The organism is Bacillus sp. AFS098217 (assembly GCF_002551815.1).
Classification (GTDB): domain Bacteria; phylum Bacillota; class Bacilli; order Bacillales; family Bacillaceae_G; genus Bacillus_A.
Genome location: NZ_NVPR01000086.1, coordinates 1 through 15205, shown reverse-complemented (window position 1 = coordinate 15205; position 15205 = coordinate 1). Strand labels below are relative to the sequence as shown.

General features: G+C 34.6%; 12 protein-coding genes and 3 pseudogenes. 3 read left to right on the top strand and 12 right to left on the bottom strand.

What is annotated here, in order from left to right; all coding sequences use genetic code 11:
* The 5 genes and pseudogenes from COO03_RS21320 to COO03_RS21300 form a co-directional block, all read right to left on the bottom strand.
* On the bottom strand, positions 1-284 hold a 284-nt coding region (locus COO03_RS21320), incomplete at its 3' end, for an NAD(P)H-dependent oxidoreductase (RefSeq protein ID WP_179863020.1).
* A gap of 241 nt (positions 285-525) precedes the next feature.
* On the bottom strand, positions 526-2511 hold the full coding sequence (locus COO03_RS21315; RefSeq protein WP_097899059.1) for a penicillin-binding transpeptidase domain-containing protein: 1986 nt from the start codon (positions 2509-2511) through the stop codon (positions 526-528).
* A 178-nt stretch (positions 2512-2689) separates the two neighbouring features.
* Entirely contained in the window at positions 2690-3178 is a 489-nt protein-coding gene (locus COO03_RS21310) for a dihydrofolate reductase (protein ID WP_097899058.1), read from the bottom strand.
* Positions 3179-3198: 20 nt separating this feature from the next.
* Positions 3199-4155, bottom strand: coding sequence for a thymidylate synthase (locus COO03_RS21305; protein ID WP_097899057.1), 957 nt, complete (start codon positions 4153-4155; stop codon positions 3199-3201).
* 113 nt (positions 4156-4268) lie between these two features.
* Positions 4269-6867, bottom strand: a pseudogene (locus COO03_RS21300) (family 78 glycoside hydrolase catalytic domain).
* A gap of 183 nt (positions 6868-7050) precedes the next feature.
* On the opposite strand from COO03_RS21300, the gene COO03_RS21295 reads away from it, so the two are divergent.
* Together COO03_RS21295 and COO03_RS21290 are read left to right on the top strand one after the other, a co-directional pair.
* Positions 7051-8508, top strand: a complete 1458-nt coding sequence (locus COO03_RS21295; protein ID WP_097899056.1) for a serine hydrolase — start codon at positions 7051-7053, stop codon at positions 8506-8508.
* Positions 8509-8740: 232 nt separating this feature from the next.
* Positions 8741-9142, top strand: a pseudogene (locus COO03_RS21290) (S41 family peptidase); the annotation flags it as partial.
* A 41-nt stretch (positions 9143-9183) separates the two neighbouring features.
* Here COO03_RS21290 and COO03_RS21285 read toward each other — a convergent pair.
* The 5 genes and pseudogenes from COO03_RS21285 to COO03_RS21265 all read right to left on the bottom strand — a co-directional run.
* Positions 9184-9441: pseudogene (locus tag COO03_RS21285) on the bottom strand (aminoglycoside phosphotransferase family protein); the annotation flags it as partial.
* An 85-nt stretch (positions 9442-9526) separates the two neighbouring features.
* The gene (locus tag COO03_RS21280; protein WP_097899055.1) at positions 9527-10159 is read right to left on the bottom strand and encodes an HAD family hydrolase; all 633 of its coding nucleotides are present in this window, start codon (positions 10157-10159) and stop codon (positions 9527-9529) included.
* Between the two features lie 112 nt (positions 10160-10271).
* Positions 10272-10856 carry a YpjP family protein gene (locus COO03_RS21275; RefSeq protein WP_097899054.1) on the bottom strand — a complete coding sequence of 195 codons (585 nt, stop codon included), beginning with the start codon at positions 10854-10856 and terminating at the stop codon, positions 10272-10274.
* Positions 10857-11604: 748 nt separating this feature from the next.
* Positions 11605-12819, bottom strand: a complete 1215-nt coding sequence (locus tag COO03_RS21270) for an ABC transporter permease (protein WP_097899053.1) — start codon at positions 12817-12819, stop codon at positions 11605-11607.
* On the bottom strand, positions 12797-13522 hold the full coding sequence (locus COO03_RS21265; RefSeq protein ID WP_097899052.1) for an ABC transporter ATP-binding protein: 726 nt from the start codon (positions 13520-13522) through the stop codon (positions 12797-12799). The genes COO03_RS21270 and COO03_RS21265 overlap by 23 nt, the downstream gene beginning before the upstream one ends.
* Before the next feature lie 179 nt (positions 13523-13701).
* On the opposite strand from COO03_RS21265, the gene COO03_RS21260 reads away from it, so the two are divergent.
* The gene (locus COO03_RS21260) at positions 13702-14226 is read left to right on the top strand and encodes an HAD-IIIA family hydrolase (RefSeq protein ID WP_097899051.1); all 525 of its coding nucleotides are present in this window, start codon (positions 13702-13704) and stop codon (positions 14224-14226) included.
* A gap of 51 nt (positions 14227-14277) precedes the next feature.
* On the opposite strand, the gene COO03_RS21255 is transcribed toward COO03_RS21260, so the two are convergent.
* Positions 14278-14718 (bottom strand): GNAT family N-acetyltransferase, encoded by a 441-nt coding sequence (locus COO03_RS21255; RefSeq protein ID WP_097899050.1) that lies wholly within the window; start codon positions 14716-14718, stop codon positions 14278-14280.
* Positions 14715-15188 carry an SAM-dependent methyltransferase gene (locus COO03_RS21250; RefSeq protein WP_097899049.1) on the bottom strand — a complete coding sequence of 158 codons (474 nt, stop codon included), beginning with the start codon at positions 15186-15188 and terminating at the stop codon, positions 14715-14717. The genes COO03_RS21255 and COO03_RS21250 overlap by 4 nt, the downstream gene beginning before the upstream one ends.
* Between the last annotated feature and the right edge of the window lie 17 nt (positions 15189-15205).

Here is a 15205-nt window from a genome sequence, read left to right as displayed (position 1 = left end):
CGATCGGCATTCATAAATGTTTCTAAGTTTGTGTTCATTGCTGCAATTTTTTGTTGTTGACTTTCATTTAATGCTTCAAAACCTTCACCTGCTGCAAATTTACCCCAAGCTGCAAATACTTCCGCATCAATTGCTGGTACTGTCGTGTTAAATAAGTCAATTGTTACAACTTCATCTTGTGGGTGTTCATTTTTATACGCTTCAATGAAAGCTTCCCCTACTGCCATACCGAAAGATGCTTCTGCTGAATTTGGATTTGCTGTAATAAATAGTACTTTTGTCATTTTGTTCTCTCCCTTTATTCATTTTATCTTTAATTTGAGATTTATTTTAAAAAAGTAAATTACTTACCTTATGTAAGTATAATACAAAAAATCTTTTTCTTTGTCAACGAAAAATAGTTACTTTTTTTTCGTAAGTTAATAAGCTGTGTTGTTTCACTTCAGCTTATTATATGAATTTAAAAATTCTACCTATACAAAAAAGCTATCTCTACATTTCAGAGAGATAGCTTTTTCTCACATATTACTTTTGAAAAACATGTTTTACTTTTTCAGCTGGAACGTTACTTCCACCTCTACCCTTTACATCTTCAATCATCATTGTAACAATCATATTCGGTGAGTTCACATCAAATGCAGCAAACCATCCAAGCTCTTTGCCCTCTGCTTCTTTTGATTCTTTTAACTCAGCTGTCCCAGTTTTACCAGCAAGAGTCATTCCATCAATCTTAGCAATTTTCCCTGTACCATCTGGATCATTAATTACTTTTATTAACGCATTTTTTAATATCTCCTGATTTCCTTTAGAAATTACATTTTCTTTCCAAGGTTTTGTTTGTTTATCATCTTTAATAAGATGCGGAGACGGTATATTCCCGTCATTCACAATTGGTGCATATGTTAAAGCTAAATGAAGAGGTGTCATTAACACTTGACCTTGTCCATATCCAGTATCAGCCATCTGAATATCATTTTTAATATCATCTTTTGCGATTTTTGAAACTGGGAATCCGTATTCGATTGGTAATTTTTCATCGAATCCAAATTTCTTTGCTTCACTCATAAATTTCTCTTTTCCGATTTTTATAGCTTGTTGTGCAAAGTAAATGTTATCGGAATACTTCATTGCTTTATCAAAATCGATTGGATTTGCATCTTTCACACGTGTTACATAATAATTTCCCCAAGAAGAATCTTTCGTCCATTTTAAACCTTCAATTTTCAATTCCTCTTTCGGATCAAGTGTTTTTGTTTCAAGACCGATTGCGCCTGTAATAGGCTTAAATACGGAACCTGGCACAGATAATTGTGTAAATCGATTCGTCATCGGTTTTTTCGGATCATTATTCCACGCTTCACGCTGTGCTTTTGATGCACCTCTCACAATTACATTAGGGTTATAAGCTGGGCTACTTACAAGAGCAATTGTTTCACCAGTGTGTGGATCTATCGCTGCACTTGAACCTGCTTCCCCTTTCATTTCATTAAAGATTTTCTCTTGAACAGTGCTATCAATTGTTAAAGTAACATTTTGTCCATCTTCCGCTTCTGTTTTCACTAAATCTTTTATCTCTTTCCCTTGTGCATCTTCCATAAAGACGCGGCCACCTTTTTTACCACGTAGCTTCTCTTCAAACACTTGCTCTAAACCTGCTTTCCCCACAGGATCATCAGCTTGATACCCCTTTTTCGCAAGTGTTTTTAAATCTTCAGCATTTACTTTTCCTATATAACCTGTTAAATGAGCTGCCGCTTCGCCTAATGGATATGTACGAACATTTACTGAACGCGTTGCAACGCCCGGTAAATTAATATAATCATTCTGCGTTGCTCCTTCTTGTAAAATACCAATTGGCACAAGGTAATCTGGTTTTACCCATTTTGCATTTAACTTTTGATCAATTTCTTCTACTGACATATTTAATAGTTTTGCTATTGTTTCTTTTGTCTGTGCTGCAGTATCTCCTAATTTCCCCGGAATAATACCGACTTCAGACGCCTTTCCATTCGTAGCAAGTCCTTTTCCATTACGATCATATATTTCCCCGCGCTTTGCTTGGAATGTTTGCATGCGTATTTTACTATCTTTTGTCATACCTGGAAAAATGAAATCTGGAGTCCAATCTATTTTCCAAGATTCTTTATCTCCATTTTTTTCTTTCACTAATTTTGCCTCATGTGAGAAGGAAATTTTCCCGCCCACTGTATCCATACTTACTTTAAAAGGAACAGGCTCGTTATCTTGTTTATCCTCTTTTACTTTTCCTGTGTCTACTTTTAAATTTTTAACTTCTATTCCTGCATAAATCTTTTCGTATTTCTCTGTAAATTCTTTTTTTGAAATGGTTTTTTTCGCATTTTCTGACAACTGATCATACATATCTGCAAATTTCTGCTTATTCCATGCTTTCGCATATGTATCAAATGCCTGCTCTGGCTTTTCTTCTTTACTACATCCAACTAGTGCGAGTGCAAAGCATAGAAAAAGCAACCCCCATAATTTTTTCAACCGATTCTCCTCCTTTTACTAAACAAAGAAACTGTACTTCGAATTATTTTCCAATCCCATAATATTACACACATGCTAGCTCTCATTATAGCATCAACGAAACCTACTCATAAAGTTCTATCTAGTTATGTAAATAAAAAGATTGATGTGAACATTCCCATTCACATCAATCTTTTTGTTATTGCCGCTTTTCATATATATGGTAGTAATATGTGTACGGATTTTTTTCATCCGTCACGCCTTTCTCTACAAACACTTCTTTCCAATCTTTCATATCAATCTCTGGGAAGAACGTATCCCCTTCAAATGCATAGTGGATTTTCGTTATATATAACTTTTCTACATAGGGTAAAAACAACTCATAAATTTGAGCTCCACCAAAAATAAAAATTTCTTCTTCATTCTTACAAAGTTCAAAAACTTCTTCCACAGAATGCGTGATTTCACAGCCTTCTACGTGATAATCCGTATTGCGTGTTACGATAATGTTACGTCTTCCTGGAAGCGGTCTTCCGATTCCTTCATAGTTTTTTCTCCCCATAATAAGTGGATGTCCCATTGTCGTTTTCTTAACATATTGTAGCTCACTTGGTAAATACCACGGTAATTTATTATCTTTACCGATTACCCTATTTTCATCCATTGCGACCATAAATGAAATAATCATGTTTTCATCTCCTTTTACAATTACACTGCAACTGGTGCTTTAATTGCTGGATGTGGATCATATCCTTCTAATGTTAAATCTTCCATTTCAAAATCAAACACAGATTTCACATCTGGGTTTAATGTAAGTGTCGGGAATGGACGCGGTTCACGCGCTAACTGCTTCTCTACTTGTTCGAAATGATTTGTATAAATATGTGCATCTCCAATTGTATGAACAAATTCTCCTACTTCTAGACCACATTCATGTGCAATTAAGTGCGTTAACAGTGAATAACTTGCAATATTAAATGGAATGCCAAGGAAAATGTCACCACTTCTTTGATACAACTGACATGAAAGCTTTCCATCTGCTACATAAAATTGGAACAACGTATGGCAAGGCGGAAGAGCCATACTTGGCACGTCTTCAGGATTCCATGCCGAAACGATTAATCGGCGTGAATCTGGTGTTTTCTTAATCATTTCAATTACATCTTTTAACTGATCAATTGTCTCATCTGCTGTTGTTTTCCAAGCACGCCACTGTTTTCCGTATACATCTCCTAAATATCCATAGTTCTTCGCAAAGTCGTCATCTTCCAAAACATTCTTTTTAAATAATTCCATTTGTTCATCATATTGTTTCTTAAATTCTTCATCTTGCTGCGAGCGCAGTCCGAAGTCTGTCATATCTGGCCCTTTATAAGCATCGCTTTCTACCCAGCTTTTAAACGCCCATTCATTCCAAATATTATTGTTATTTTGAAGTAAATAACGAATATTTGTATCACCTTTCATAAACCAAAGAAGTTCACTTGCTACTAAGCGGAATGGAACACGTTTTGTTGTTAATAAAGGAAAACCTTTGCTAAGGTCAAAACGCATTTGATATCCAAATACAGATACAGTCCCTGTCCCTGTGCGATCTTCTTTTTTTGTACCATGTTCCATAACATGGCGGCACAAATTTAAGTATTCATATTCAGCATGTTTCATATGTAAGAAAACCCTCTTTCAATCTTTTCTATATGGAGTTTATCATATTATTAACAACCACAATAATAATAACAGATTTAGCAAGCCTAATTAATAAAAAAAACATTTCTATATTAACAGAATTCTGCTAATGCATTTATGTTTTTACAAAATCTAAATTCATAATCGCCCGATCCTAATTTCTCTTCTAATGTATGTAACGGCCTCCATTGATTTTCCCCTATTCGCAACGTTGCCGTTGTATTAGTTGGCACGGAAACATTTAATATTGCTTGTTCATCTTCTACACGCCATTCAATTTTAATTTCTCCATAAGCTGTTTCACGCCTTACTTTTATCCACTCTAACTTAGAATTAAAATGCGGCTGCATATAAAAATGTTTATATGCAGGTTTCATCACATCTACTTCCAATCCAACGACGTATCGATAAATCCATTCTGCAATGGAGCCATACGCATAATGATTGTAAGAGTTCATATTGTCACTCCAAAGTGTACCGTCCTCTTTTATTCCATCCCAGTGTTCCCAAATTGTTGTAGCCCCTTTTTTCACTTGATATAACCAAGAGGGATAATCCTCCTGAAATAGCAGCTGACATGCAAGGTCATGACGATTGAATTTACTTAGTACCAAATTCAAATACGGCGTACCTATAAATCCAGTTGTTAAATGATATTTATTTTCCTTTAGTAGCTCAATCAATCGTTTTAATACCCTCTTCTTTATTTTATCATTTACTAAATCAAACATTAGTACTAATACATGTGCAGTTTGCGTATCAGAAGTTAGTCTTCCATTTTGTGTAACAAACTCATCTTGAAACGCCTTTACTATATTTGTGTGCAAATTTTCATAAAACTGCTCATCTTCTCGTTTTCTTAAAATGGCTGCAATCTGCCTTAATATTGATGTTGAATAAGCATAGAAAGCTGTTGCAATGAAATGTTTATCTGTTCCACCTTCATATATCCCTTCCTTTGTATCTAAGGCAAGCCAATCCCCTAGATGATATCCAGTATCCCAAATGTACTCATTTTCTCCTTGTACTCTTATATAATCTATATACTTTTTCATACTTTCATATTGATTTTCTAAAATTGCTACATCTCCATAATGTAAATAATGCACCCAAGGACAAATAATTGCTGCATCTCCCCATCCACCCGAAGTATCAAGATTGAAGTCTTCACGCTTTCCAAACACATCTGGAACAACAAGCGGAACTGCACCATTTTTATTTTGATCCAACAATAAGTCTTCCAACCACTTTTCAAAAAATAATTGCACATCCATTATTTGCGTTGCTGTTCCAATAAACACTTGTGCATCTCCCGTCCATCCAAGCCGATCATCACGCTGCGGACAATCTGTTGGTACATCAAGAAAGTTCCCGCGCTGTCCCCATTCTACATTATGGTGTAGCTTATTTATAAGTAAATTAGATGTCTCAAATTGTGTCGCACTCTTCATATCAGTATGCAAAACAATTCCTTCAAAATCTTCAATTGCGGGTCGGTGAGTTAAACCACTTATTTTCACATACCTAAAGCCTTGGAACGTAAAATGAGGTTCAAACGTTTCTATTTCTTCACCTTTCGCAATATACACAATCTTTTGCTTCGCCTTTCGAAGATTCCCTGTATAAAACATACCGTCTTTATCTAATATTTCAGAATGGTGCAGTTCCACCTTTTGACCAGTATAAGCATGATGAATTGTCAAGCGGACCCATCCTACCATATTTTGTCCCATATCTATTAGCCACTCATGATTTGGCAGCCTTGAAATAGCAATTGGTTTTATTCTCTTCATTTGACGAACTGGCTCATTTTCTTGTGCTACTATAATTTGTTTCGAATGGTTTATCGTTTTCACAGCTTCTATCTCTTGCTTAGTTTCTTCTAATCTAGCGTCGTAAACTTCCCCATTATAAATTTCTGAATATAAAATCGGGCTTTGTGTTACTTTCCNNCGTTTCATCTGTTACAATTTTTTCTTTTGTTCCATCCTCATATGTTATATGAATTTGGGCAATTATTGCACGTTGATTTCCATAATTATTACGTACACCACGCATTGTAAGCGGCCCTTTAAACCACCCATTTCCAACTAATACACAAATATCATTTTGCTTACTCTGGAGCATTTTTGTTACATCATAAGTTTGATACAGTATTCGTTTATCATAGCTCGTCCATCCAGGAGTAAAGTAATAATCCCCTACACGCTCCCCGTTTAAACATGCCTCATATAACCCTAAGCTCGTAATATACAATCGCGCTCTTTTTACTATTTTCTCAATATGAAATGTTTTGTTGAAGGACATAACTTGTGTTCTTTCTTTTTGGGAAGCAATCCATTCCCCTTCCCAGTTTTCTCCCATAAGCAACCCGGTCTCCCAGAAAGCAACTTCTGACCAAGGTGATTCCTCTCCTTGATTATCCCACGCCTTTATTCGGTAGAAATAACCTGTTTCTGCTTTATATTGGAATGAATTTATTGGTATATATAGACTTTGATCTGATTTTACTTTATGAGAATCAAATAATAGCGTTTGGAATTTCGTATCAGTCGCTACTTGCAATTGATATGCGCTCTGTATAACATTTTGTCTATTAGATTTCAGTTGCCAACTAATTTTTACGACTTTTGAATCTATCCCTATCGGATTAACTTTATTATCACAAAGCGTTTTTTTTATCGTTAGCATACTACTTCACCTTCTCTTCTTAGATTTTATTTAAATTAATTATAATAAAAATAAAATTCTAAATAAATAATAATTTCATTTATTATTACAAAATTATTAACTTTCAATATTTTAAAAGGTTTTCATTTTCTATTACAGAAAGTATAGTGCGGAAGGTAAAAATTATATTTGGAGGTTAGAAGCATGTCTAAAATTGAAACTCCTGTTATTAATACACTACACACAACGATTGAAAAAATGATGAAAGATTTACGTGTTCCTGGGGCTGCTGTAGCAATTATAAAAGATGGGGAAGTCGTTGTTTCAGAGGGATTTGGCTATCGTAATGTAGAGAAAAAAGAAGCTGTTACACCGCAAACACATTTTGCAATTGGGTCTGCGACAAAGGCATTTGGTACGCTTTCTTTAAGTCTATTAGCACAGCAAAAAAAGTTTGATTGGGATACTCCCGTTCAATCATATATACCTAACTTCTCCTTATCTGATATATTTGCTAGCTCACAAATTACAGGGCGTGATTTAGCTTCTCACCGTACTGGAGTAAGTCGTCATGATGCCCTTTGGTACAGCTCTTCCTTAACTAGAAAAGATATCGTTGAAAAAATAAAACATTTATCACTTGATGCACCATTTCGCACAGCATTCTTATATAACAACTTAATGTATGCGACAATCAGCTACATGGTAGAGCGCATCACAAATCAAACATGGGAACAATACGTAACGGAACATATTTTAGAACCTCTTCACATGCAACAAACGAACTTCTCTGTTACGGACTCACAAAATACGAATGACTACGCATTACCTTATATTGAAGATAATGGTGAAATAAAAGAAATTCCATTCCGAAATATCGATACAGTTGGAGCTGCTGGATGTATTAACTCTACAATTGAAGATATGGCAAATTGGGTACTTCTCCATTTAAATCAAGGAAAATCTGGAGATCACGAATTAATTTCTTCTGAATTATTACAACAAATGTATACACCGCACAATACAATTCCTGATCAGCCATTTTTATCAACTCCTGAATCTCCATTAAACAGCTATGGACTTGGTTGGTTTATTAGTGCCTACCGCGGTTATAAGGTAATTCATCACGGCGGAAACATCGATGGATTTACTGCACTTGTCTCATTCATGCCGAAAGAAAATATAGGACTTGTCATACTAACGAACTCTGGAAGTACATTACTCCCTACTTATCTTTCAACCCAAATTTATGACGAGCTTCTCGGATTAGAAACAATTGACTGGCATAAGCGTGCTGTAGAAGATACTGAAAAGATAAAAAAAATGATGAAAGAAGCAACTGAATCTCTTCCTGAGCAAATAAAAGGGACTGCACCGTCTCACACATTAGAAGACTACACTGGAACATTTGAACATCCTGCTTACGGAACATTACAAGTGTATAAAGAAAATGAAAAGCTATATGTACAATTTATGGAGATGGACATTCCATTACAACATCATCATTACGATATATTCTCTGCACCAGTTAACTTATTCCAAACGAAAATAAATCTATTGTTTGCTTATGAAATGAATGTGAGCGGGGAATTTCCAACTCTTCAATTACATGTACCAGCTACGTTAAGTACTCAACCTCTTACATTTACAAAAATAAAATAAGAATCCTTAATGATAGAGGGAAGAATATCTTTCCTCTATTTGTGATTCTATTGAAAAAAGGGTTACAAAATGAACAAGCAAGAAAATTTCTTATGATGGAGAAATAGTAAATGAAATTATATCGGCGCAAATTTGAATTTATCGACGTTTCGACAAAAGATATCGATTTCCCAACAAATAATGCCAAAATCAAAAATCTCCTAACTTCTGTTTCCCTAACACTCTGAATAATAAAGGTTTCGTTACATTTGATACATCTGGATTGCCACCCGAACTACAAACATTAAAAATACACGGGCGAGAAACACCAAGTAAAGTAGTGGTATTAACAGATGTAACATGTGGAAGCTCTGGCGATTCCTTCGTAGAAACATGTAAGAAATCTTCTAAAGTAACAGTAATCGGGCGCCCAACAGCTGGCGTAAATGATTATTCTAATTTAGCCGTGATGGAATGGGATGATACATTTGCACTTTATTATCCTACTTCAAGGCTTTCTATTGTGGATAAAGGCGAAGGAATGTCTGGAATCGGAATACAACCACACCTCTATATTCCATGGACTCCTGAGCATATAGAAGAAGATGTAGATTTAAAAACAGCTTTATATCTATTAAATGATAGTGAATGGTAATTTTTAATGGTAGGTGTAAATTTACACCTACCATTCGCTGTTCAACTATTGTTCATATAAATCATTTCAGGTTGAAACCATGTCGGCTGCAATAATTCAAAGTTTTTATGATCTTCTAAAGTAACATAAAGACGCTCCAACATGTCATCTAATATGTGCGGTGCTGCCCTTAAAGACCATACAACTGATGAGAAGATGGTCATGCCTACGTACACAGAATATAACCTCCAAAACTCTTCTGGGATTTCCCCATTAAAATAACCTTGAATTTGTCCAATCGAATACGGGATACTAATTTCAGTCCTCTAAATTTGCTACCCAAAATTCAATATGATGAATACCAGGTTCAAACTGCTTCATCCCCCTCGTTTCCCTTCTGTCATTTTAATAAACAGATGCAACTACATGTAAAATTTCATTCGGTGTATTCACCATATAATCTGGGGAATCTTCTTTTACCGTCTCTAACACATCATATCCCCATCCAACCCATATGACATTTACACCAGCTTTTTTACACGCAACTATATCTCGTTGTTCATCACCAACATACAACATATCAGCTTCTGTTAACTTTTTTTCTTTCAAAAATTTCTTGATGATTTTATCTTTACCAAACAAATTTTTAGAACAATATACTTCTTCAATATTTTCTATTTGATTGTTATGCAAGAATGTCTTAATATGCTCTTCTGAATTTGAAGATATGACCGCTATTCCATAACCTTTTTCATGTAATTCATCTAATACATCCTTCATCCCATGAAATAAAACAAGGTCTTTTATAGCAGGTTGATACAATTTATAAAACTCTAATGCTAATATAGGAAGTTTATACAGCGGTACATGAAGCTTTTTACACCTTTCAGGAATAGATAATTTTCGTAAAGGCTCAATCTCTTCCTCACTTATCGTTTTATATCCATGCTTCTCAGCGAGTTGATTATAAATCGGAACAAATATATTTTGTGAATCTACTAACGTGCCGTCAAAGTCAAAAACAATGTATTTTTGCATTACACATACTCCCCTAGCTTCTTTTTCATCTAAACATATTTTATTCAACAATACAGTGCATTTCACCTTTAATACAAATAAAAAAGAACAAGATTTTCTCTTGTTCTTTCCATTATGACAACCATTTCGGCGGCACGTTCGTATTCCAATAAATGTCTCCTAACTCATGATGTGCGGTATATCCGTCATCGAAGCTATGATAGTGGAAATTAAAATAATATCCATCTTGTGGTGGATGATCCCGCCTTACATGGAAACGTAGTAAATCGTTTCCTGTTTTCGTATCATATACATGAAAAATCTTTTCGTTATTACCGCCTGCTGGTTTCTGTGAAATTGCTAATGATTGTAATGATTCTTCAGGTACATCTGTTGTAAGTTCAGCAATTGCCTCTTCTATTTTAGGTAAAATAATATCTTTAAACTCATCTTCAATAACAGGACCAATTTTAGAACCAAACTTTTGCATAGATTGTTTTTCAGCCTCTTGCATTGCATAGGTGATAAAGGTATCTGTGGTTAACCTTTCTCGATTTTCTTCATATGTATAGGACGTCTGCTCCAAATTTTGTTGTCTTGTACTTGTAGGCTTGTCCGCTGCTTTTGCATTATCCAGCAAAATAGAAGGAGGCGTCACTAAGCCAAATGTAAATACGGTAATTAATGCGACTAAGGTCTTTCTAAACCAATTTGGCATTTTTCATTTCCTCCCCTTTCACTCATTATATTTTCACTTTATATAACGGTTGTTTCTTCCATTATACAAAATGATTATAATTTTTGCACTTTACAAATTTGTTAACGTTCACATATTTTTCCCTTGAATATGAAATTGTACAACTTCATACAATATAAGTACATCAAATTTGAGGAGGAATTTTTGTGACACTAGATGTCATGTACTCCGCCATAAGCATTTTTGTTCTATTATATTTTATTTATCAGTCCATTACAGACTAAAAAAGAGGCACTTCGGCCATAGCCAGCATTTCATGAAGTATCCATGAAATGCTGGCTATTTTTGTTTCTTCAATGAGTCTGAACTACAATTATTAGATAAGGGATTAAAGAATACATTATATAGGTAAAGGTTTGCTTCTGATACTATTAAAATATTCTTAGCATGAAATCCCCTTAAATACAAAAATAAATTTTTTATTTCAATTACGGTATGTGAAATTATTTAAGAGGATGCGAATAAAAGGCACCCCTGCTGCAAGGTACCTTTCCAAGGAGTTATAACTCATCATCTAATCAATTGATGGTCATAGAAACTGATTAGATCTAGTAACGAGTTATATTATCTATTCATAAATGATAACAAAATTATTATACCCGTTAAGTCAATTGTTTAATTTTTTTAAGTACTGAAGACTTCTTATAATGGAAGAATAAAAAAGCATTCTGAGTNNATATTGGAATGTATCAAAAGCTTCCCGCAAGACTTATTTTATATAAATTTTCCAAGGTGTAAATGCAATCCATCCAATTAATACTATTATAACAATCCCTATGATTATAGCTGGCAATAAGTAAAACTGCGCAAGTATTACCGTCCCATATATGAATACAGTTGGAATAAATAGATACATTTCTGCTCTACTCTTCAACCATATTAATTTCCCTTGTTCACAATATAATTGAAGAAACATTCTTTTCGTAAACTCATTCCATTGATCGCCTGAATAACGTGCAATCGCAACACAAGAAAATACAATAATAATAAGCGCAATCCACCAAGGCGCAATTTTTATAGAGACTGCACTCATGGAAATAATTTTAATATAAAAACTTAAAGAAGCACCTGATCGAAAATATTCTTTTAAAAATGATTCAATAATACGCGAATCGGCTTTATTTCCAAGTATATGTTTCGATCGTGGAAACAACCATGGTTTCGAACTCGTACTTGGCTTTGTTACTTGACCACTAAATTGCATAATTTCCATCGTCCAGCGCATACTCTCTGCTTTTTCTTTTTCAACTTCTTTAAAAAAGAAACGCTGATAATTCATTTTTTCCTTTATTAAAACTACACTAATTACAAGTAATACAATAATAAATGGTATTGAATAAGCTAGGTTTTTGAACCCTAAAAACACACCGCTTCCAACACAAATAAAACTAATGCAAAATAGTATGATTTTTACAATCCATAATACCCATCGCTTTCCTCCGCCTACATCAATATACCTTACTAATAGTGATAACATAAATCGAAAAACAGTAAAGGATACCCAAAATGATACAACTTGTAAAATAGACGCATTCATGCTCTTAACAAATATAGGTAACATAACTAATGTCACAGCTATATTTGTTATAGCAATTCGAATACATGTATACAATATTCCGCATTTCATTAGTTTTTTCATATGTACTGGATGTTGAATTAAAAATAAACTATCTGCTTGTTCAAAAAACGAACGTGTTCCTCTCGAGTATGTAATAAAACAAAATGCAAACAAACCGAGTAAAAAATAAAGTGGTTCTTCCGCAGATAACTCTCTTTTCCATAAAGAGCGATAATAAATACCACTAAATATAATTGATGGAATAACAAAATATAACGCTACCGTCCAATCCGTTACAGAACGAATTGAGTTCCATTTTCTTTGCCATTCATGACGCAAGCGCTTATAAAATTGTTGTTTCATCATGTTGTTCCCGCCTTACGATTGCATCAAAACAATCTAATAATCGACTACCTGGCATTTGTGCTAATGATTGGATCGCCTCTAAATGCCCATTCGCTACTAATGTACCTTGTGAAATAAGTAAAAATCGCTCACAAATTCTTTCCGCTGTATCAAGCACATGCGTGCAAAGTAAGATTCCTGCTCCACGCTCTTTTTCCTTATATAAAAAGTTCAAAAAGTCTCGTGTCGCTACTGGATCTAAACCGATAAAAGGTTCATCGATAATATAAAAATCCGGCTCGGTTAAAAACGCGAGAATGAGCATTGATTTTTGTTTCATACCTTTTGAAAACTTTGATAAGTATTCATGTTTATGCTTTTCCATTCGGAACGTATGTAATAATTCCCGTGCTCTTTCCTCCCAGCTCCCTACTTCACATCCACGTGCAGCCATTAATAATTCAATATGTTCCCATAATGTTAAATAATCATAATAAGTCGGATGTTCTGGCACATATGCATATGGATTGTTCTTTTCACCAAACGATACTTCACCATCCATATTTGCAAGTAAACCAAGCATTGATTTAATTGTCGTACTTTTCCCAGCACCATTTGCACCAATCAAGGCAACCAATTCACCTTTTTCAATTGAAAATGCTATATCATGGATTGTTTTTTTTCCTGTTTCATAACCCGCTGAGCGAATATTGACTTGTAACAAGTTGCTTCCCCTCTTTCAACTTACAATAAACTCCAGGGAAATTATAGCATACTCCCTTCTAAAATATCACTTTATACATCTATTTCAATGATTATCGATTTTAAAAGAAGGAAAAGCTATCATTTTACAGAATATTTAAAGTTTGAGGTTCTTAATTTATTACATATGGAGTTGGTTATATGACAAACATTCAAGCTATTTTTATCGACCGTGATGGAACAATCGGAGGAGACACCACTGTACATTATCCCGGTGAATTCACCTTATTCCCATTTACACAGGACTCCTTACTCGCATTAAAAAAACAAAATATAAAACTATTTTCCTTTACAAACCAACCTGGTATTGCCGATGGACAAGCAACCGCAGATGACTTTATTCAAGAATTAGAAGCATTCGGTTTTGATGATGTATACCTTTGTCCTCACAGACATGGAGATGGATGTAAATGCCGTAAACCAAGTACAGGCATGCTCTTACAAGCCGCAGAAAAATATGGGCTCGATTTAACCAAATGCATCGTCATTGGTGATCGTTGGACTGACATCGTTGCGGGTGCAAATGTTCATGCAACAACGATCTTAGTCCAAACAGGTGCTGGATACGACGCCCTGCATACCTATCGTGATAAATGGGCTCATATTGATCCAAGTTACATTGCCGCGAATTTTGAGGAAGCTGTAAAATGGATATTGAAGCAATAAAAAAACCAGCATACGAATCTTGTATGCTGAGCTCTTAATATGTATTCATTTTCAAAAAGTTAACTCATAGTGAAAATAACGATTATCTCTCAAATATCCATTTTCAGCGTATAATCGCTGGGCTGAAATATTATCTATTTCTGTTTGTAATTTTAAACCCTTGGCACCATTTTCTAATGCAAAAGTTCTAGCCGCTTCTAACAATTTCTTTCCAGTACCTGCTCCGCGCTTGTTAGCTTGTACAAATAAATCATTTAAAATCCATAATTCCTTCATCGAAACAGATGAAAAAGAAGGGTATAATTGTGTAAATCCAAGATATTCTCCATCTTCAACAGCTACAAAAATGACAGATTCTTTTCGCTCTATACGATTACACAAAAATGCTTTCGCTTCTTCTACATTTGATTCTTGTCTATAAAATACACGATAATTATTAAATACATCTGCTAATCCATCTAAATCTGCAATTGTTGCTTCATATATTTTCATTTTACTCCGCTCCCTTTCCAATACTCTTTCATAATATTCGTTGCCCATTCGGGCTGTATAATTTCTTCATTCGGTACAAATTCTCTTATAACGGGCTTTATATCCAATATAGGAGTACCATCAATTGCATCTAATCCTTCAACTACAATTGATTTCCCTTCTCGTTTCACAACTTTCGCAATTGTTGCTCCTAATCGATTGGGACGATTTTTTCCACGCTGCGCAAAAATACCTACTTTCGGATATTCCTTATTATTTCGAGGATGTCTCGCTGCATATTGAATCTGTTCATCTGTCACTTTATGAAAATAAAAGATTACTTCAATATGCGAAAAACTCTCAATTCCTTGTATACTTTCTTCCGAAAAAGAGTCCGTTAATGCAATAGTCGATTGCACTTCTCCCCACTCGTCATCCTTTATCAACTTTCTTTCATTATGTACAAAAGCAATTGGCTGAAGTGAATACACTCATACCCCTCCTTTTT

Excerpts from the sequence above, each read along its gene's own strand:
- COO03_RS21275 (WP_097899054.1), bottom strand. The coding sequence starts at position 10,856 with ATGCCAAATTGGTTTAGAAAGACCTTAGTCGCATTAATTACCGTATTT.
- COO03_RS21270 (WP_097899053.1), bottom strand. The coding sequence starts at position 12,819 with ATGATGAAACAACAATTTTATAAGCGCTTGCGTCATGAATGGCAAAGA.
- COO03_RS21260 (WP_097899051.1), top strand. The coding sequence starts at position 13,702 with ATGACAAACATTCAAGCTATTTTTATCGACCGTGATGGAACAATCGGA.
- COO03_RS21310 (WP_097899058.1), bottom strand. The coding sequence starts at position 3,178 with ATGATTATTTCATTTATGGTCGCAATGGATGAAAATAGGGTAATCGGT.
- COO03_RS21280 (WP_097899055.1), bottom strand. The coding sequence starts at position 10,159 with ATGCAAAAATACATTGTTTTTGACTTTGACGGCACGTTAGTAGATTCA.
- COO03_RS21255 (WP_097899050.1), bottom strand. The coding sequence starts at position 14,718 with ATGAAAATATATGAAGCAACAATTGCAGATTTAGATGGATTAGCAGAT.
- COO03_RS21295 (WP_097899056.1), top strand. The coding sequence starts at position 7,051 with ATGTCTAAAATTGAAACTCCTGTTATTAATACACTACACACAACGATT.
- COO03_RS21305 (WP_097899057.1), bottom strand. The coding sequence starts at position 4,155 with ATGAAACATGCTGAATATGAATACTTAAATTTGTGCCGCCATGTTATG.